Origin of the sequence: Curtobacterium sp. MCLR17_058, assembly GCF_003234705.2 — a bacterium.
GTDB lineage: Bacteria > Actinomycetota > Actinomycetes > Actinomycetales > Microbacteriaceae > Curtobacterium > Curtobacterium flaccumfaciens.
The window spans coordinates 269579-287706 of record NZ_CP126262.1 but is presented as its reverse complement, the minus strand read 5'-3'; the positions used below and the strand labels follow the sequence as shown (position 1 = coordinate 287706).

The 18128-nt window shown below is 71.0% G+C and carries 21 protein-coding genes; 8 read left to right on the top strand and 13 right to left on the bottom strand.

Annotation, left to right across the window (positions count from 1 at the left end; all coding sequences use genetic code 11):
* The first annotated feature begins 35 nt into the window (after window positions 1-35).
* Window positions 36-548 (top strand): redox-sensitive transcriptional activator SoxR, encoded by a 513-nt coding sequence (gene soxR, locus DEJ11_RS01435; protein WP_111103352.1) that lies wholly within the window; start codon window positions 36-38, stop codon window positions 546-548.
* On the opposite strand, the gene DEJ11_RS01430 is transcribed toward soxR, so the two are convergent.
* The gene (locus tag DEJ11_RS01430) at window positions 545-985 is read right to left on the bottom strand and encodes a MarR family winged helix-turn-helix transcriptional regulator (RefSeq protein ID WP_216852147.1); all 441 of its coding nucleotides are present in this window, start codon (window positions 983-985) and stop codon (window positions 545-547) included. The genes soxR and DEJ11_RS01430 overlap by 4 nt on opposite strands.
* A 46-nt stretch (window positions 986-1031) precedes the next feature.
* Between DEJ11_RS01430 and DEJ11_RS01425 the strand changes: the two genes are divergently transcribed.
* Window positions 1032-2285, top strand: a complete 1254-nt coding sequence (locus DEJ11_RS01425) for a multidrug effflux MFS transporter (protein ID WP_111103350.1) — start codon at window positions 1032-1034, stop codon at window positions 2283-2285.
* A gap of 137 nt (window positions 2286-2422) precedes the next feature.
* Here the strand turns inward: DEJ11_RS01425 and DEJ11_RS01420 are convergent, their stop codons facing one another.
* Entirely contained in the window at window positions 2423-3130 is a 708-nt protein-coding gene (locus DEJ11_RS01420; protein WP_181440815.1) for a phosphatase PAP2 family protein, read from the bottom strand.
* A gap of 98 nt (window positions 3131-3228) precedes the next feature.
* Here DEJ11_RS01420 and poxB point away from each other — a divergent pair, with 98 nt between their 5' ends.
* The gene (gene poxB, locus DEJ11_RS01415) at window positions 3229-4953 is read left to right on the top strand and encodes a ubiquinone-dependent pyruvate dehydrogenase (RefSeq protein ID WP_111039725.1); all 1725 of its coding nucleotides are present in this window, start codon (window positions 3229-3231) and stop codon (window positions 4951-4953) included.
* A 66-nt stretch (window positions 4954-5019) separates the two neighbouring features.
* On the opposite strand, the gene DEJ11_RS01410 is transcribed toward poxB, so the two are convergent.
* The gene (locus DEJ11_RS01410) at window positions 5020-5703 is read right to left on the bottom strand and encodes an SDR family NAD(P)-dependent oxidoreductase (protein WP_111103347.1); all 684 of its coding nucleotides are present in this window, start codon (window positions 5701-5703) and stop codon (window positions 5020-5022) included.
* A gap of 101 nt (window positions 5704-5804) precedes the next feature.
* Between DEJ11_RS01410 and DEJ11_RS01405 the strand changes: the two genes are divergently transcribed.
* Complete coding sequence (locus tag DEJ11_RS01405; protein WP_111103346.1) at window positions 5805-6647, top strand: helix-turn-helix transcriptional regulator; 843 nt, start codon at window positions 5805-5807, stop codon at window positions 6645-6647.
* A gap of 44 nt (window positions 6648-6691) precedes the next feature.
* On the opposite strand, the gene DEJ11_RS01400 is transcribed toward DEJ11_RS01405, so the two are convergent.
* On the bottom strand, window positions 6692-7639 hold the full coding sequence (locus tag DEJ11_RS01400; protein ID WP_111103345.1) for a hypothetical protein: 948 nt from the start codon (window positions 7637-7639) through the stop codon (window positions 6692-6694).
* Window positions 7636-7986 (bottom strand): PadR family transcriptional regulator, encoded by a 351-nt coding sequence (locus DEJ11_RS01395; protein WP_071404801.1) that lies wholly within the window; start codon window positions 7984-7986, stop codon window positions 7636-7638. Before DEJ11_RS01395 ends, DEJ11_RS01400 begins: the two co-directional genes overlap by 4 nt.
* Before the next feature lie 211 nt (window positions 7987-8197).
* Here DEJ11_RS01395 and DEJ11_RS01390 point away from each other — a divergent pair, with 211 nt between their 5' ends.
* The 3 genes from DEJ11_RS01390 (at window position 8198) to DEJ11_RS01380 (ending at window position 11218) form a co-directional block, all read left to right on the top strand.
* A complete protein-coding gene (locus DEJ11_RS01390) occupies window positions 8198-9712 on the top strand; it encodes a putative Ig domain-containing protein (RefSeq protein WP_111103344.1) in 1515 nt (504 codons plus the stop codon).
* Window positions 9713-9899: 187 nt separating this feature from the next.
* Entirely contained in the window at window positions 9900-10697 is a 798-nt protein-coding gene (locus tag DEJ11_RS01385; RefSeq protein WP_111103343.1) for an L-threonylcarbamoyladenylate synthase, read from the top strand.
* 20 nt (window positions 10698-10717) lie between these two features.
* On the top strand, window positions 10718-11218 hold the full coding sequence (locus DEJ11_RS01380) for a hypothetical protein (protein WP_258375353.1): 501 nt from the start codon (window positions 10718-10720) through the stop codon (window positions 11216-11218).
* A gap of 51 nt (window positions 11219-11269) precedes the next feature.
* Here DEJ11_RS01380 and DEJ11_RS01375 read toward each other — a convergent pair whose 3' ends face one another.
* From DEJ11_RS01375 to DEJ11_RS01350, 6 genes are all read right to left on the bottom strand, one after another.
* Entirely contained in the window at window positions 11270-11689 is a 420-nt protein-coding gene (locus DEJ11_RS01375) for a RidA family protein (RefSeq protein WP_111103342.1), read from the bottom strand.
* Between the two features lie 42 nt (window positions 11690-11731).
* Window positions 11732-12412: a hypothetical protein gene (locus DEJ11_RS01370; RefSeq protein WP_111054791.1), complete on the bottom strand. Its 681-nt coding sequence runs from the start codon at window positions 12410-12412 to the stop codon at window positions 11732-11734.
* Window positions 12409-12603, bottom strand: a complete 195-nt coding sequence (locus DEJ11_RS01365; RefSeq protein WP_071404793.1) for a hypothetical protein — start codon at window positions 12601-12603, stop codon at window positions 12409-12411. The genes DEJ11_RS01370 and DEJ11_RS01365 overlap by 4 nt, the downstream gene beginning before the upstream one ends.
* 207 nt (window positions 12604-12810) lie before the next feature.
* On the bottom strand, window positions 12811-13110 hold the full coding sequence (locus DEJ11_RS01360; protein ID WP_181439011.1) for a Dabb family protein: 300 nt from the start codon (window positions 13108-13110) through the stop codon (window positions 12811-12813).
* Window positions 13111-13167: 57 nt separating this feature from the next.
* Window positions 13168-14055 (bottom strand): SDR family oxidoreductase, encoded by an 888-nt coding sequence (locus tag DEJ11_RS01355; RefSeq protein WP_110858568.1) that lies wholly within the window; start codon window positions 14053-14055, stop codon window positions 13168-13170.
* Between the two features lie 145 nt (window positions 14056-14200).
* Entirely contained in the window at window positions 14201-14932 is a 732-nt protein-coding gene (locus tag DEJ11_RS01350) for a S1 family peptidase (protein WP_084740785.1), read from the bottom strand.
* Window positions 14933-15120: 188 nt separating this feature from the next.
* On the opposite strand from DEJ11_RS01350, the gene DEJ11_RS01345 reads away from it, so the two are divergent.
* Window positions 15121-15834 (top strand): GAF and ANTAR domain-containing protein, encoded by a 714-nt coding sequence (locus tag DEJ11_RS01345; protein ID WP_111047968.1) that lies wholly within the window; start codon window positions 15121-15123, stop codon window positions 15832-15834.
* Here the strand turns inward: DEJ11_RS01345 and DEJ11_RS01340 are convergent.
* Window positions 15831-16835: a diacylglycerol/lipid kinase family protein gene (locus tag DEJ11_RS01340; RefSeq protein ID WP_111054789.1), complete on the bottom strand. Its 1005-nt coding sequence runs from the start codon at window positions 16833-16835 to the stop codon at window positions 15831-15833. The two genes, DEJ11_RS01345 and DEJ11_RS01340, sit on opposite strands and share 4 nt — an antisense overlap.
* A 10-nt stretch (window positions 16836-16845) precedes the next feature.
* Window positions 16846-17997: a fatty acid desaturase family protein gene (locus DEJ11_RS01335; RefSeq protein ID WP_111054788.1), complete on the bottom strand. Its 1152-nt coding sequence runs from the start codon at window positions 17995-17997 to the stop codon at window positions 16846-16848.
* Window positions 17998-18128: the final 131 nt, after the last annotated feature.

The window sequence follows — 18128 nt, the reverse complement described above, 5'->3', positions numbered from 1 at the left end:
GGGCCTCCAGTCCGAGCCGCCGTAAGATCTCGACCATGGTCGAGATCCAGCCGCCACGTCCCACCGACCTGCTGCCCATCGGCGAGATCGTGCGCCGCACGGGCGTGGCCGCCTCGGCCCTGCACTTCTACGAGCGCAAGGGGCTGATCCACCCGGAGCGCACCGACGGTGGCACGCGGATGTACCCGCGGCACGTCGAACGGCGGATCGCGATCATCCAGGTGGCCAAGCGCCTCGGCATCCCACTCAGCGAGGTCGCCGAGCAGTTCGAGGCCCTGCCCGCCGACCGGATGCCCTCGCTGCGCGACTGGAACCGGCTGAACGAGCGGTGGCGCGCACGACTGCGGGCCCGCCAGCTGGAGCTCGAGCGCCTGCAGCAGGAGATGACGCAGTGCATCGGCTGCGGCTGCGTCTCGCTCGGGGCCTGCTCGGTCGTGAACCCCGGTGATGCCCTGGGCGACGAGGGGCACGGCGCGCGTCGCCTGCTGCCGATCCAGGACGAGGCGGCCGACGATGCCGACACCGCTGCCGAGGACGCTGTCGCCTAGCCCGCGCGCAGTCCGTCGTCGATCCGCTGCAGCAGCTCCAGCGCCTCGACCGCACCCCGCTCGTCGCCACCGAGGGCCGTGCGGAGCTTGCCCGACCAGTGCCGGTAGAGCCGGTCGACGCTCTCCTGGGCCAGGGCGGTCGAGTGCAGCTGCACGGTCCGGGCGTCCGCCGGGTCCTGGCGCCGTTCGACCATGCCCTTCGCCACGAGCGACCGGAGCGCGACGCTGAGGTTGCTGCGCTGGAGGGCCGTGGCCTCGGCGGTGGCACTGGGCGAGGTGCCGGGGTTGCGGTTGATCCAGCGCATCACGAGCGCCTCGGTGCCGGTCAGCGGCACGATGTCGAGGGTCTCCGAGCCGTGCGGGTCGATGTCACGCGCGATCCGGAGCAGGACGTCCGCGAACTCGGCGAGGACGTGGTCGGACACGGCGGAGTGCATGACCGTACTGTACCGATCTCGGGCGATGAGTTATGCTTTCATAACAATGACCACGGACACCGGAACCATCCGCGCGACGATCGCGACACCCACGACCAAGCAGCAGGACATCACGACCGCGCTGCTCCTGGTGCTCGGCCTGCTCAGTGCCGTCGCCCCCTTCGCCACCGACCTGTACCTGCCGGCGTTCCCGCAGATGACCACCGAGCTCGGGGCGAGCGCCACCGCCGTCCAGCTCACCCTGACCGCGTTCCTGGTGGGCGTGACCGCGGGCCAGCTCGTGTTCGGTCCGCTGTCCGACCGGTTCGGCCGCGTGCCGCCGCTCATCGCCGGTGCCGCGGTGTGCGTGCTCGCCAGCATCGCCGCGGTGCTCGCGCCGAACATCGGCGTGCTGATCGCCGCCCGCCTGCTGCAGGGCCTCGGCGGTGCGGCCGGCATGGTGATCAGCCGTGCGGTCATCTCCGACCTGGCGACCGGCAAGTCCGCCGCCCGCGCGTTCTCGCTCATGATGATCGTCGGCGGGGTCGCCCCCGTCGTCGCACCGCTGCTCGGTGGCCTGCTCACCGGCCCGATCGGCTGGCGCGGCCTGCTCTCGATCGTGCTCGGCCTGTCGGTCGTCATGCTCATCGCGGTCCTCGCCGTGATCCGCGAGACCCACCTGAAGGAACACCGCGACGCCCTGCGCGAGGAACGCCGTGGCTCGGGCTCAGCCCTGCGTGCCCTACGCTCCCGCACGTTCCTCGGCTACACCGCCGTGTTCGGCTTCGCGTTCGCCGTGATGATGGCCTACATCTCCGCGTCGCCGTTCCTGTACCAGGACATGATCGGCTTCGGCACGGTCGGCTACGGCCTGGCCTTCGGGCTGAACGCCCTGGCGCTGATGGGCGTCAGCATCCTGTCCGCCAAGCTCACCGCGACCCGTTCGGTCACGGGCGTGCTGTCGCTCGGCATCGTGCTGGTGCTCGCGTCGACCGTGGCGTTCGCGCTGCTCGTCGTCTCCGGGGCGCCGGTCATCTGGCTCGCCGTGCCGCTGTTCACCGCGGTGGGCTCGCTCGGTCTGGTGCTCGGCAACGCCACGGCACTCGCCCTCGGTGCCGTGCCCTCGGCTGCCGGCAGCGCCTCGGCCGTGCTCGGTGCGCTGCAGTTCGGGCTCGCCGCGCTCGTGTCCCCGCTCGTCAGCATCGGCGGCTCGGACACCGCGGCGCCGCTGGCGATCGTGATGCTCGCCGCCGCCGTGGTGGCCGTCGTGGCGCTGCTCGCGGCGCGGGGCCGGACCAGCCGGACCAGCACGCTCAGCTGACCCGAAAGGACACCGGCCGCTGACCCGGAACGGCACCGCCCGCTGACCCGCAACGACACTGTCGACGTCGCCCGACATCGACAGTGTCGTTCCGCGTCGACCAGACCGCCCCCGACCCGGCCCGAACCCGCCCGGCGTCAGCCCCGCCCGGCCCGCAGGAACGGCACCCGCGGCATGAGCCAGTCGACCCACACCACCCGCACCCCCGGCGCCACGGCGAGCGCCCACAGGATCGAGGCAGCGGCGTCGGTCGGGTAGTGGACCGCGTCGATCGACACCGCGAAGAACACGATCACGATGGCCACGACCCCGAGCGTCAGGGCGAGCCGGTGCCACCGCGTCTCGCGAAGCAGCCAGATCAGGGCGATGACGAACGCCGTGATGTAGACCGTGTGCCCGCTCGGGTACCCGGGGTCGGGCTGCACGGGGAACGGGTGCGGCAGCACGGCGACGTCGGGCCGGGCGCGGTGCACGATCTCCTTCACGATCGCGGACGGCACCCACGTGATCGCGATGGTGCCGCCGAACGCCAGGGCCGGTCGCAGGTCGCGCGTGCGCCACCAGATCACGGCGACGACGACGACCGTGATCCCGATCGCCGGTGCCGGACTGATCACGTGGTAGACCGCCGTGCTGAACGCACCGATGAACCCGGTGTGCAGCGCGTTGAGGGCCTTCGACAGCCCGAGGTCCACGGTGCCGAGGGTGAACCCGACGATGGTGATGACGACGACCGCGATGACGGCGATCGCCACCGAGACGAGCGGGTACGGCGAGCGCTCGAGGATCCCGTACGCGGCGGGCTCCCGTCGGCGGGGACGGAGGAGCGGCGCGTCGTCGGTCATCCCGCCATCGTCGCAGTCCGACCCCGGCATCCCAGGGCGAGTCAGCCTCACAAAACTCCGAAAGCGTTCAGCGCGGCGGTCGGGAGTAGACAGGACGCATGCCAACCGTTGCCGAGAACATCGTCGCCACCCTCCGCGCCAACGACATCCACCGGGTCTACGGCCTGCCCGGGGACTCCCTGAACGGCTTCACCGACGCCCTGCGCAAGGACGGCACGATGCGGTGGGAGCACGTCCGTCACGAGGAGGCGGCCGCGTTCGCCGCCTCTGCCGAGGCCGCCCTGACCGGTGACCTGACCGTCTGCGCCGGCAGCTGCGGGCCCGGCAACCTGCACCTGATCAATGGCCTGTACGACGCGAACCGTTCGCGGGTGCCGGTGCTGGCGATCGCCGCCCACATCCCCACGGCGGAGATCGGCTCCGGTTACTTCCAGGAGACGCACCCGCAGGAGCTGTTCCGCGAGTGCTCCGTCTACGTCGAGTACGTCGCCGACCCCGTCCAGATGCCCCGCCTGCTCGAGATCGCGATGCGCGAGGCGATCGAGAAGCGCGGCGTCGCGGTGCTCGTGATCCCGGGCGACGTGCTGCTCGCCGAGGCGAAGGACGACCGCACCACCCGCATCGAGCGGGCCACCCCGCGCATCGTGCCGAGCGAGGCGGAGCTGCAGCGCACCGCCGACCTGCTGAACGGTGCCGACCGGATCACGATCCTGGCCGGGGCCGGCGTCGCGGACGCCCACGACGAGGTCGTCGCCCTGGCCGAGCGACTGCAGGCCCCGATCGTGCACGCGCTGCGCGGCAAGGAGTACATCGAGTACGACAACCCGTACGACGTCGGCATGACGGGACTGCTCGGCTTCGCTTCCGGGTACCGCGCGATGGAGGACGCCGACGTCGTGCTCATGCTCGGCACCGACTTCCCGTACCAGCAGTTCTTCCCGGCCAAGGCGAAGCACGTGCAGGTCGACATCCGCGGCTCGCAGCTCGGCCGCCGGCACCCCGTCGACATCGGGCTGGTCGGCACCGTCAAGGACACCGCCCTCGCGCTCATCCCGCTGCTGACCGGCTCGCACCCGACGAAGCACCTCGAGGACTCGCTCAAGCACTACCGCAAGACCCGCGAGAAGCTCGACGACCTGGCGGTCCCCGCCGGGAAGAAGAAGCCGCTGCACCCGCAGTACGTCGCCCGGGTGCTCGACCGGCTCGCCGCCGAGGACGCCGTCTTCATCCCCGACGTCGGCTCCCCCGTCGTCTGGGCCTCGCGCTACCTCACCATGAACGGCAAGCGTCGGCTGATCGGCTCGTTCGTGCACGGCACGATGGCGAACGCCGTCCCGCAGGCGATCGGTGCGCAGACCGCGTTCCCGGACCGGCAGGTGATCGCCCTGGCCGGTGACGGCGGGCTGACGATGCTCCTCGGTGAGCTCATCACGATCGTGCAGAACAAGCTGCCGGTGAAGATCGTCGTGTTCGACAACTCGTCGCTCAACTTCGTCGAGCTCGAGATGAAGGCCGCCGGCTTCGTGAACTACGGCACCGAGCTGCAGAACCCGGACTTCGCCGCCGTCGCCGAGGCGATCGGCATCAAGGGCTTCCACGTCGACGTGTCCGACGACTTCGAGGACGCGATGGCCGCCGCGCTCGCGCACGACGGCCCCGCACTCGTGTCGGTCCGCGCGAACCGCCAGGAGCTCTCCATGCCCCCGGCGGTCACGCTCGAGCAGGCGAAGGGCTTCACGCTCTACGCCATCCGCACGGTGCTGTCGGGTCGCGGCGACGAGCTGCTGGACCTCGCGTCCACCAACGCGCGGCAGCTGCTGTAGACGCGAGCGGATGACGGCCTGGAGGCGCGGTGCCAGCTGGCACCGCGCCTCCAGGCCGCCTTCCCGTCACCACCCGAGCGTCTGGCCGTCCTCCAGGAACACGCCGGTGGGGCCCTCCGGGCCCGCGCTCGCGGCGGCCGCGATCGTCGCAGCGCTGACCTCGACGGGGCGACCGTGCGGGTTCGGCATGCCACCGAACTCGGTGCCCGTGTAGCCGGGCTCGATCGCGACGAAGTGCACCTCGGGCACGACGCGCGCGTACTGCACCGTCAGCATCGAGACGGCGGCCTTGGAAGCGCCGTAGACCACGGCAGGCACGGTGAACGCCGGCTTCGACGGGTCGTGGGTGGCGGTGAAGGAGCCGAGCGCACTCGACAGGTTCACCACGATCGGGCTCGCGGAGCGACGCAGGAGCGGCAGCGCGGCCTCGGTCGCGCGGATCGTGCCGACGGCGTTCGTGTCGAAGACCGCGAGCGCCTCGGGCCCGCTCTGCCCCCAGACGGCGATGCCGGCGTTGTTGACCAGTACGTCGAGTCCGCCGTTCGCGTCGACGTGGGCGAAGGCCGCGGCGACCGAGTCGTCGTCGCGGACGTCGAGCTGGACGGAGCGGGCGCCGATCTCGGCGGCGACCGCGGCGCCCTGGTCGGCGTCACGTGCGCCGATCCAGACGGTGTGGCCCGCCTCGACGAGCTGGCGGGCGGTTTCCTTGCCGAGGCCGCGGGTGGCCCCGGTGATGAGTGTCGTTGTCATGGGTCCAGCGTCACGCTCGGCGACGACCGCAGGGAGTCACCCCGTTGTCGTAGGACCGGCAGGGCCAGGACCCGGTCGACCGTCGCGCGCAGACTGGGGACATGGCGGACACGGACTTCGGGCACACCCTGCGGCGGCTGCGCGACCACGTCTCCCCCGAGGCGGCGGGCGTGGTCGTCGGGCCCCGTCGGCGTGCGTCCGGTCTGCGGCGAGAGGAACTGGCCGGGCTCGCGGGGATCTCCGCCGACTACCTGACCCGGCTCGAGCAGGGGCGGGCGACCTCGCCGTCCGCCCAGGTCGTCGAGGCGCTCGCGCGGGCGCTGCGGGTCGCCGATGCCGACCGCGAGCTGCTCTACCGGCTCGCCGGGCACGCGGTCCCCGGCGCCGACGTGGTGCCGTCGAGGATCCCGCCGAGCGTGCAGCGACTGCTCGACCGCCTGGCGGACACCCCGGTCGCGGTGCTCGACGCCGCGGGGAACCTGCTCGTCGCCAACGCCCCGTACGACGCCCTGATGGGGCCGATCGGGGCGCTGCGCGGGAACGACCGGAACACCGCGTGGCGGCACCTGGTGGGGTCCGGCAGCCGCGCCGTGCACACGCCCGAGGAGCAGGCGGCGTTCGAAGCGAACCTGGTGGCGGGGCTCCGGATGACCGCGGCGCGCTACCCGCTCGACCGCCAGCTGCAGCAGCTCGTGCGGGAACTGCGGTCGGCGAGCCCGCGGTTCGTCGAGCTGTGGGACTCGGGCGCGACCGCGCTCGGCGAGACCGCCCGCCGGAAGGTGATCGACCACCCGGACGTCGGGCTGATCACGCTCGACTGCGACACCCTGGTCGTCGGGCCGGAGGACCTGCGGATCCTGGCGTACACGGCCGAGCCCGGATCGGTGGACGCGGAGCGGCTGACCCTGGCGATCGTGGTGGGGACGCAGTCGTTGGTGGAGTGAGGCGGGGTTCGATTTCTGTGTGCCCCGACTCCGACGCGGCCGGACTAGTGAGCGGGCCGCGAACGTTTCCGTGGTGGGAGCGCAAGGGAACCACGACTGTGGAGGACGAGCAGGACCAGCCCGAGGGCCACCGGGAGTGCCACCAACTCGACGGACCCGCTCCCGACGTCGATCGCGCGGACTTCGTTCACTGCGAGCGCCCCGACGTACGGGACGAGACTCAGGACGATCGTGAACGCTGTCCGCCACCACCGCATGATCGCGAGGACGACGGCGCTGATCTCGAGCACTGCCGTCCCGTACCAGGCGTAGAGGTTCCCGTCCCACAGGGACCGGCTGTACTGCCACTGTCCGGGATCGCTGACGCTGCAGTAGCTGAGGGCGCCGAGCAGGAACCACCCGACGGCTGCTGCCGCGGTGTGCTGGGAGCGGTGCGGGCGCCCGAGGACCGCGACGACCGCACACGCGCTGAGCAGGAGCAAGGTCGCCCGGTCGACACTCCAGACGCCCGGGTACCGGTTCAGGAGGTACGGCGACACGGTCCCGAGCAGCACGGACACCAGCAGGACGACGCGCCCGACGTTCCACCGGCCGGAGAGCGCAGTGACGAGGGCGATCACCCAGAGCGCCGCGAACACGAAGCCCGTGTCGCGGAAGGGTCCGACCTGCACCATCGATCCCGGAGCCGGGTTGCCGGTGATCCACGGCGCCCAACTCGAGAACAGGAACTCGGCGAGAGCAAGCCCGGTGCCGAGGGTCAGGGCCACCGTGCTCGCGGGGTTCCGCACATCGGCCACCACGAGCCCGTCGAGCCGCAGGCCCACGCCGTGCTCAGCGATGGCCCGACGTTCCTGGCGGGTCGGACGCTCTCGGCCTTCGCCCTCGGCGACGTCGAGGAGTGTCCCGACGAGCGCGTCGGCGTTCGCGGACCGCCACGCAGCCGGGTACCAGGCGAGCAGTCGCCGGTACCGAGCTTCGAGTTCGGCACTCATGCTCCGGCAACCTTGCCGGAGATGCTCGACGTGCGCGGCAGACGGGCACGCACCGCGCGCAGCCTGACCTCGAGTCGCTCGGTCTCCAGCGCGAGCCGCTGTTCGCCCTGGGTGGTGAGGGCGAAGTAGCGCCGCAGACGCCCCCCAACGACTTCGTCTCCGGCGCCGGTCACCAGTCCGTCCTGTTCGAGACGTTCCAGTGTCTTGTACAGCGTCGTCACCGGCAGGCTGACGTCGCCCTCCGTGAGCTCGGTGACGGCCTGGATGATGCCGTACCCGTGGAGCCGTCCCCGGGCGAGGGTGGTCATGACCCAGAACGCCGGCTCTCGCAACTCTGCTGTTCGCATGGTGAGACCATATGCCCGAAATGGGAATATTTCCACCTCTCCAGATGAGCGCTGCGACGACTGCGGCGCGATGCCGCTCCCCCACTTCGCGGGTGATGCCCGCCCTCGGGCTCAAAGACGCCTCACAGGTTGGCTACGATCCGAGGGCGCCGGCTTCCGGCGATCGCACTCGTCCGGCCGTTGTCGGACGGCACACCCGAGGGGACAACCCGTGCCACACAGCACCGCAACACTCCGACGCGCATGCGCGATCGGCGCGACGATCGCCGTCATCGGCCTGAGCACCGGCTTCGGGGCGCTGTCTGCCTCGGCAGCAGAACTGCCGACAGCAGGACCGGCGAGCGCGTCGGCAAGTTCGACCGCGGCCCCCACCGAGGACACCGCGCCCGGAACCGGCACGGACCCCGACACCGGCACCGGCGCCGATGAGGAGACCGCAGCAGCGTCGCCCGACGCGGCGGCTCCTGTGGTCCCGGTTCCGGCCGCCGAGGACACGGAGGCGCCCGCGGACGAGACCACCGCGCCCAGCAGCGCTCCGGCCGCCCCGGCGACGTCTGCTCCCGCCGTCGCCGACCCCACCGCGACCATCGCCGGGGATGCGACCGTGGGCAGCACCCTCACCGCGACGGGGACGGGCTTCACCGGCACGCTCTCCTACGTGTGGACTGGTGACGGCACCACACTCCCCGTCACGACCGAGTCCTACCTCGTCCTCCCTTCGGACGCCGGCAAGGTCATCGCCGTCACGATCACGGGCGATGACGACCAGACAGCAACGGCGTCGACCGCTGCGGTGACACAGGCCGCCTCGTTCCCCGAGGCGACCACCGAAGACGAGCCGGTCATGCTGTCCACGACGGCCGGGGAACGGTTCACCCACACGTTCGCCGCGGACGGGTTCCCGAAGCCGACGTACTCGGTGGAGTACTTCTCGCTCGACGACCCGTACGCCGACGAGACCGATCAAGACGAATCCGGTTACCTCCCCTACGGGCTGTCGCTCGACCACTCCACCGGGGTGCTGTCCGGCACCTCTGACTACTCGGGCACGTACGCCTTCCGCATCGTCGCGACCAGCGGCACGACGACCGCATCGCAGTACGTGAACCTCACGACGGACGCCTCGACACCGCTCGGCGTGCGGGTGACGGCCGAGGACAAGGACACGTTCCTCACCGCTCATTCCACGAGCTGGGTCATCGAGCGCGACGGCACCGTCTGGACCTTCCAGAACGAGACCACGCCCGAGCCCGACGGCGGTTACAGCACCTTGGGCGTGGGCTTCGAGGGTGGGCAGCCGACCATCGACCAGGGCGGCACGCTCCTGGTCGGCGGGAGCCTCGTCGACCGTTTCGGCAACGAGGTCGACGGCGCCGACGGCTACCCGGCACCGTTCACGGTGACGTCCGACCACACCTCTGACGTCATCGTCCCGAACACCGACCCGTGGGCAGGTGCCGAAGTGACGTTCCCGCACGCGTCCACCCATGCCCTGACCGTGGCGTCGAGCAGCTTCGCGACGGCGTTCACGGTGGACGTCCGTCCGACCGCTTCGACGGTGGCGACCCCTGTCGCTCCGACGAGCGCGGTCTCCGCCGCCGTCCCGACCGGCCAGCTGGCATACACCGGGAGCGACGCGATGCACCTGCTGCCGTGGGCTGCGGGACTCGCGCTGACCGGCGTCGGCGTGATCGCGCTGCAGGCCCGTCGTCGGAAGCGATCCTGACCCACCACCGATGAACGACCGAGGGGCCCAGCGCGTGCTGGGCCCCTCGGCCGTTCACTGCGAGCCCGCCTGAACCCTTCGGAGAAGGCCCACAGGTCGGGTCCTTCGCCCTTGTCCGGCTCGGACGCCGTCCATAGGCTCCCGCTGTCAGACGATCGTCTGGCTCCAGAACGGGACGAGGACGGGCATGAACGACGACACGCAGGTCAGCATGAACCGGGTGCACTGGGACGGTGGCGTGCCGCGCAGTGCGGTGGACGCGCTGCTGCACGACGGCGGGCTGGCGGTGGTCCCGACGAAGGTCGGCTACATCCTGATGACCTCGGACCGCGCGGGTCTGGAGCGGAAGTTCGACGCGAAGGAACGCAACCGCAACAAGCCGGGCGTCGTGCTCGTGAGCTCGCTCGAGATGCTCCGGAGCATCGCGCAGCTCACCCCCGAGATCGACGCCCTGTACCAGCGGTGCTGGGACGAGGACGTCCTGCTCGGGTGCATCCTGCCCTGGAGTGACGAGGGCCGAGCGGCGTTGCCGGCGGACGGCTCCGACGAACTCATGATGGACACCCGCGGGACGTCCTGCTTCGTCATCAAGTTCGGCGTCCCCGGTGAGCTCGCCGCCCGCGAACTCTGGACCGAGCACGGCAGGTTCGCCTTCGCGAGCTCGGCCAACCCGTCGGGCACCGGCAACCGTGGCGTGGTCGACGGCATCGGCGAGCGCATCGCCGAGCGCGCCGACGTGATCGTCGAGGCGGACGACTACGTCGCGTCCATCCAGCCGGAGCAGAGTGCCGAGACCCGCTACGAGCAGGGCGTCATGGTGTCGATGGTCGACAGCGCCGGAGCCCTGATCCCGCTGCAGGACGGACGCCGATCGGTCGTCCCCGCACCGACGCTGATCCGCAAGGGGCTCGACGTCGACCGGATCATGGGGCTGCTCGCGGCCACGTTCACGAGCTGGGACTACCGGCAGGGTGAGTACTACTGAGCCCGCACGAGAGGACTTCCGTGGGCAGGAGCCGCCTGTCGCGTGAGGACGCCTCGAGCCGCATCACCGCGTTCGTGTACGGCAACATCGTGATCCTCGGCACGATCGCACCCATGCTCCCGGACACCGCCGAGAGCGGTCGGGGGCTCTGGTACGTCCTCGCCACCGCGTCCTCGACCTTCCTCGCACACACCTTCGCCGAATCGGTCGGACGACGTGCGCGGAGCGACCACCGCCTCACCGGGGAGACCGTCCGCGCCGAGCTGCGAGATTCGCTGCCCATCCTCACCTCCGGTCTCCTGCCGGCGGCCGTCCTCGCCTACGCCTGGCTGACCGGCACGTCCGGGCTCGCGGCCGAGATCATCGCGATCGCGTACCTCGTGCTCCGGCTCGCGCTCCTCGGGCCCGTCGTGGCCAGACTCCGCGGAGAGAACCCGTCCCCGCGGACGTTCGTGGCCGGCCTCGTCCTCGCGCTCGTCGGTGTCGGCATCGCCCTGGTCAAAGCAGGTCCGGGCTTCTGAGGCGAGCGTGCGCGAGGCGCGCGAGCGCGGGAACCTCGACACCTCGCGTCGTCACGTGGGCTGACCGTCCGCGACGGCCGCGACGGCTTCGATCTCGACCAGCTGGTCGTCGTAGCCGAGCACCGTGACCCCGAGCAGGGTGCTCGGCACGTCGTGCTCGCCGAAGGCATCGTGCACCACCTGCCATGCGGTGACGAGGTCGGCCTGCCGCGAGGACGCCACGAGCACCCGGGTGCTCACGACGTCCTCGATGGACGCACCTGCGGCACGCAGCGCCTCCTGCATCGTCTCGATGCACCGGGCAGCCTGGCCCGCGTAGTCGCCGACCGCGACGGTCGACCCGTCCGGGGCCAGCGGGCAGGCACCGGCGAGGAACACGAGCCGCGTCCCGGCCGGCACGGTGGACGCGTACGCGTACTGCGCCGCATCGCTCAGGACGTCGGACCGGATGAGACGGACAGCGCTGGCCATACCGGTCATCCTGCCAGCAGCGACGTTCGACCCTCGGCGGCGTCAGGCGCAGTACTCGTACGGCAACATCGCGACCGACCCCACCCAGATAGCACCCACGGTGGTGCCGTCCGTCCCCAGCTGGAACGTCATGTAGCGCCCGTCGGCCTGCACGCTCCACATCGAGTACGGCCCCTGGTCCTCACCGTAGGTGCCGGTGTACTGCAGGTCCGGGTACGCGGAGCGCACCTCGGTCAGGGGCGCTCCGATGCCGATCCCGGCGTCGGTCTCGGGCGAGTTCGTCGTCACCGGGTCCGACCCCACCCCACCGATGGTCACCCCGGCGACCTTCCCGTCGCGGGGGATGACGATGAGCCCGGGGGCGTCGGATCGCTCCCAGAACGTCGTCTCCGGGCTGGCCGGGCACGCATCCGTACTCCGGGTGTAGGCGGCTGCCAGGTCGTCGATCTCGCCCTGCACCGGACCACCGAGGGCGATCGGTCCGACCTCCTCGGTCGAGATGGTCCACGTCGCGGGGTCCGACAGGCTGAAGGCCGTGTCCGTCGCGGTCGGGGTCGCAGCGGGGGTCGCAGTGTCGGGGTCAGCCGGCGCCTCCGGGGTCGCGGTGGCAGTCGCGGTCACGGTCCGGGTCGGCGTCGCAGCCGGTGAGCCGGAACAGGCGGTCAGCGCCATCGCTGCGATGAGCCCGAGGGCCACCCCCGCGGTCCGGGCGGTGCCGTTCACGCGGCCCCCGCCGCACTGCGCCGCTGCCGATCCGGTGGGAGCTGGGGGCCGGGTTGCTGCACGGTCCTCCAGCTGCCGATCCGCGGGTCGAGCCGGACGGCGTCACCGCACTCGTCGCAGTGCGCCGCTCCCGCCTCGCCGAGCAGGATCTTCGCGCCGTCGTGGACGAACGGGTTCGGGTTGCCGGGCATCGTCTGTTTCCCTCCGTCGGCGGATGTCGAAGGGTCCCCGCCCGCAGGCGGGGACCCGACCGGCGCGCGCTCCGGAGAGCCGCAGCGCCAGCCGATGACCCCCGCGCCGTTGCGATGGCCGATCCACCGTACGTCGAGCCTCCACGAGGAACGGAACCCCTCGTCCCCCATCGCAACCAGAGCGTTACACAGCTTCCGGCGCAGCGATCAGGCGGCGTCCTCGACGTCGAACACGACGACCCGCGCACTCGCCGCACCGATGAACTCGGCCACCGGCCGGTGCTCCGGGTGCGGCAGGTACCCGGAGAGCGCTGCCCGATCGCGGAACCGGACGACGAGCATCCAGTGGAACCCGCCCTCCAACCCCTCGGTGCTCACGCTCGTGCCGGCCTGCACCGACTCGACCCCCTCGACCCGCGGCAGGTGCTCACGCGACAGGGCCGAGGCCTCGGACGACCGGTCCTCCCCGTCCCACTCGACCAGCACGGTGTGCGTCACTCCGGACACGTGGTCCCCTTCCTCGAACGCAAGAATGCGAAAACGCCAAAAGCCCAGAACGGCAGATCAGAACGCCGGCGTCCCGCCAGCGATCGTGATCGTCGACCCGGACTGGTAGCTCGACTCAGGGCTGACCAGGTGCACGTAGGCGGCACCGAGCTCAGCGGGCTGCCCGGGACGGCCGAACGGCGAGCTCTCACCGAAGTGCGACACCGTCTCGGCGTCGTCGGAACCCGGCTGCAGCGGCGTCCACACCGGCCCCGGCGCGACGGAGTTCACCCGGATGCCCTTCGGGGCGAGCTGCTGCGCGACGGCCTCGGTGAAGAGCTTGATCGCGCCCTTCGACACGGCGTAGTCGATCTTGTCCGGCGAGGGCGTGGACGCCTGGATCGAGCCGGTCGTCACGATGGTCGAACCGGGCTCGAGGTGCGGCACGGCGGCCTTGGTCAGCCAGAACAGCGAGTAGATGTTGGTCTTGAAGGTGGAGTCGAACATCGACGTGTCGAGCGTGAGGATGTCCTCGTTGCTCTCCATGCGCCCCGCGACCATGACCAGGGTGTCGAGACCGCCGAACTCGTCGACGCCCTTCTGCACCAGGTCCGTGCAGTACTGCTCGTCGGAGATGTCCCCGGGGAACAGCACGGCGCGACGGCCCTCGGACTCGAGCAGGTCGCGGACCTGTTCCGCGTCCTCCTGCTCGTCCGGCAGGTACGAGAGCACCAGGTCCGCACCTTCGCGCGACAGGGCGATGGCGGCGGCACGGCCGATGCCGGAATCGGCACCGGTGACGATGCCGCGGTACCCCTTCAGCCGTCCGAGCCCGACGTAGCTCTCCTCGCCGTGGTCGGGCTTCGGGTCCATCTTCCACGCGGCGCCCGGCAGCGACTGCTCCTGCTTCGGGTACGGCGGTGCCGGGTAGAGGGTGTTCGGATCGCGCTTCTCGTACTGGCTCATGGCCCCACTGTCGTCGCGGCGCCCGCACGGGCGCTCAGCTGGTGGGTGACGGACGCCGAGCAGGCGACCCCGGTTCTGGAGACGGGTGGGGACGGGCTGGAGGCGCGGTGCCAGCTGAAACCGCGCCTCCAGTCCGTCAGGTGGTTCAGACGCCGGCCGTGGTCCGGATCCAGGACGAGGCCTGCGACAGCAGGGCGTAGTTCGAGCCGGCCTTGGTGTTCGCGCCGGGGTCGGCGCTGTCGCCGGTGGAGCAGACGGCGACGACCTTGCCGTTGACGAGCAGCGGGCCGCCCGAGTCGCCGTGGTTCGATGCGCCGGTCACGCCGGTGAGGTGCTGGGCACGACCGCTGAAGGCGTCGGTGCTCGCGCCGGTGAGCGAGACGGTGGCCTGGTACAGGCCGTCGGACTGGGTCGCGTTGGCACGCAGGCCGTAGCCCTGGATGGTGCCGGTGCCGCTCGACTTGGCGGTCGCGGTGAGGTCGAGGGGTGCGTAGGTGGACAGCGAGTAGGCGGTCCGCAGGTGCACGAGCGCGATGTCACCCGCCGGCGAGGCGCTGACGCGGTCGACGGCGACGGCCGTACCGCGGTTGACGGTGGAGTTGGAGTGGTAGACGTTCATCGCACCGATGCCGTCGATGCAGTGCCGGGCGGTGAGGATCCACGAGGCGTTGAGCTGCTCGCCGGTGCAGTTGCTGACGTAGCCGGAGGGGATGGAGCCGCCGGAGGCTTCGAGCTGCACCGCCCACGAGGTGGTGGGGGCCTTCTCGCCGCCGACGACCTTCGTGCTGACGGGCAGCGCGGACGCGGGCGAAGCGGCGAACACGCCGGCGGTGATGACGGCGACCGCGGCGAACGCGGCTGCGATGGACTTCTTCATGACGACTCCTCTGTCGGTGAAGCACCTGCCAGTTGCTCTGTGCAACTGATGCGTCATCCTGACCCCCTGTCCAGGGGTCGCACCAGTCCGCACTTCGACGGACGCGGCTGCTTGCGGACCCGAACGCCGTGATCCGGTACGCGAACTGGCTGAGCCGTGCGCCATCGGTCTGGTCGTAGCGTCGAAGCATGACGACCAGTGACGCGATCAACCTGCCGGATCGGTTGACTCCGGCCCTGGACCCTGACCTCGAGGTGCTCGACGCCATGGACCGTGTCATCGCGGCGTGCGTGGAGGGGACCTCGGCGACGGAGGCGGGGGTCGTGCTCGCGGACCGGTCCGGTGCGTTGCAGGTCATCGCCTCGACGAGCGAGCGCAGCAGTGAGGCCGAAGAAGCGCAGCTCGGGACGAACGAGGGCTCGTGCCTCGACTGCTACCGGACCGGCGAGACGATCGACGTGCCCGACGTGTCGACGCACGAGTCGGAGTGGCCGACGTTCGCGGCGACGATGCGCGAACGCGGGCTGCAGGGCACGTTCGCCGAGCCGATCCGTCTGCGGGACCGGACCATCGGCTCCCTGTGCGTCTTCGCCGACCACACCCGCGGGCACAGCGACCAGGACGTCGTGCTGCTCCAGCTGCTCGCCGACGCGGCTTCGGCTGCCCTGGTCCGACAGCGCGACCGCGGGGTGTCGACCACGATCGAGGAACAGGTCGAGGACGCGCTCGAGGCCCGGGAGCTCCTCGAACAGGCCAAGGGCGCACTCGCGTACCGACGGGGCATCCGGATGGACGAGGCGTTCCAGATCCTGCGACGTGCTGCTGCCGGTGCGGGCCGCGGGATCCGGGCCATGGCGGAGGACGTCGTGCACCGGGGCGCCGACCTCGGCAGCACCGGCTAGGCCCGTCGGGTCCGCGGCCCGTCCGGCTCCGTCCGCAGCACCAGGCCGTGGTGGTCGGTGGTGAGCGTCACCGCGACCACCTCGCCGAACGCGTCGCCGTCGAGCTGCACCAGCTCCGGGGTGTCGACGGTCAGCCGCAGCGTCCGTGCCCGGGTGTACCGGAGTGCGCGTGAGGTCGGCAACACGCGAGCGAGGAGTCGCCCGAACCGGGTGCGCGCGAAGAAGCGGTTGAGCGTCAGGGCGTACCCGACCTTGGTCCAGCCGAACCACCCGGCCGGCCGGAACGCCACGGCGTCGAGGATGCCGTCGTCCGGTCGCGCCGCGGGGAGCAGCAGGATGCCCGCGGTCAGGGTGCCGCAGTTCCCGACGATGATCGTGTGTGCGCTCATGCTGCGGAGCGGGCCGTCGTCGATCCCGTAGTGCACGGGGATCTGCCGGTTGCCGATCACGGACCGGGCGATGGGATCCGAGTAGGCCACCCATCCGAACCGCTTCTTCACCCACGCGTTCGTGTCCGCGGCCATGCTCGCATCGAGCCCGATGCCGGTCATCACCAGGAACGCGTGCGACGTCGTGGTGCCCGCCGGGTCGGTCAGGTCGGCCAGCCCGACGTCGATCGGGCGGTCCGTCCCGCTGAAGCCCGCACGGACGGACCGCACCAGGTCGCCGAGGGGCAGACCGAGGTTCCGCGCGAACAGGTTGCCGGTGCCGCTGGGGAGGAGCGCCACCGGGATCCCGGTGCCGCGGAGTTCCGCGGCGACGACCCGGAGCGTGCCGTCACCACCGGCGACGAGGACGACGCTCGGGTGGGCGTCGCGCGCAGCCCGGGCAGCCGCCCGTCCGTCGTCGTCAGCGCTCGTCTCGAACCAGAGCGACTCGGCCCATCCGTGCGCGCGCTCCTCGGCGCCGAGCACCGCTCGGAGGCGGGCCTGGTCGATCTTGGTCGGGTTCACGACCACCGCCGCTCGGAGCTGCTGCGGTTCGTCCGGGAGGTTCGGCACGGGGCGGCAGTCAGTGGATCCGGAGCTCGGACACCATCGGGCAGACGAAGGGGTCGCGGGCGCCGAGGCCGACGCGGTTGAGGTACCGGACGACGATCCCGTAGGAGCGCAGCAGCGTGGTCTCGGTGTACGGCACGTCGAGGGTGTCGCAGTGGTCACGGACGAGCAGGCGAGCCTGCTTCAGCGCCGGACGCGGCATCGACGGGAACAGGTGGTGCTCGACCTGGTAGTTCAGGCCACCCATCAGGAACGACACCCACCAGCCGCCACGGATGTTGCGCGAGGTGCGCACCTGGCGGGAGAAGAAGTCGACCTTCGCGTCGTGGGCGATGGTCGGCATGCCCTTGTGGTTCGGGGCGAACGAGGCACCCATCATCACGCCGAACACGGCCAGCTGCACCCCGAGGAACGCACACGCCATCCCGAACGGCAGGAACCAGAACACCACCGTCAGGTAGATCGCGAAACGCGCCACCAGCAGGGCGCCCTCGAGGACCCGCCCCCGGACGTCACTGCGCCCACCCGTCCCGCGGAGCACCGACATGACCGCAGCCCGGTGCAGGTTGATGCCCTCGAGCGTGAGCAACGGGAAGAACAACCAGCCCTGGTACTGCACGAACACCCGGAGCGGCCCGTTCTTGACGGCGGCGGCGTCCTCCGGCAGGAACCGGATCACGTCCGGCGCGATGTCCGGGTCCTTCCCGACGGTGTTCGGGTTGCCGTGGTGGCGGGTGTGCTTGTTCATCCACCACGAGTAGCTGAGCCCAACGAGGAACGTCCCGACCCAGCGGCCAGCACGGTCGTTCCACTTCTGGGACGCGAACACCTGACGGTGCGCGGCCTCGTGCGACAGGAACGCGAACTGCGTGAACAGCACGCCCAGCGCACCGGCCACGATCAGCTGGAACCACGAGTCACCCAGGAACGCGAACGCGACCCAGCACGCGGCCGTCGCCACGACGAGCGCGGAGAACAGCGCCCAGTAGAACCCCCGACGGCGCTCGAGCAGCCCGGCTTCCTTCACCTGCGCCAGCAGCGCGGAGTACGACGAGGTGCCGCCGGTGCGCGGCCCGGCCGGGGAGCCGGTCTTCCGGTAGCCGCCGGTGAGGGGTTTCGAGCTGGTCTCCCGCTGCGGGCTGGTACCGGCGTGCTGCGTGGTCATGGATTCCCTGGTCGTCATCGGAATGGAGGATCGTTCCGGCGGCCGGGGTCTGGGGCTGCTGGTCCAACGCTAGAGCCGCCGCGCTCCTCGGTGCAAGCCACAGGTCCGCGTGTCCGCTGCTCGGCTACGGT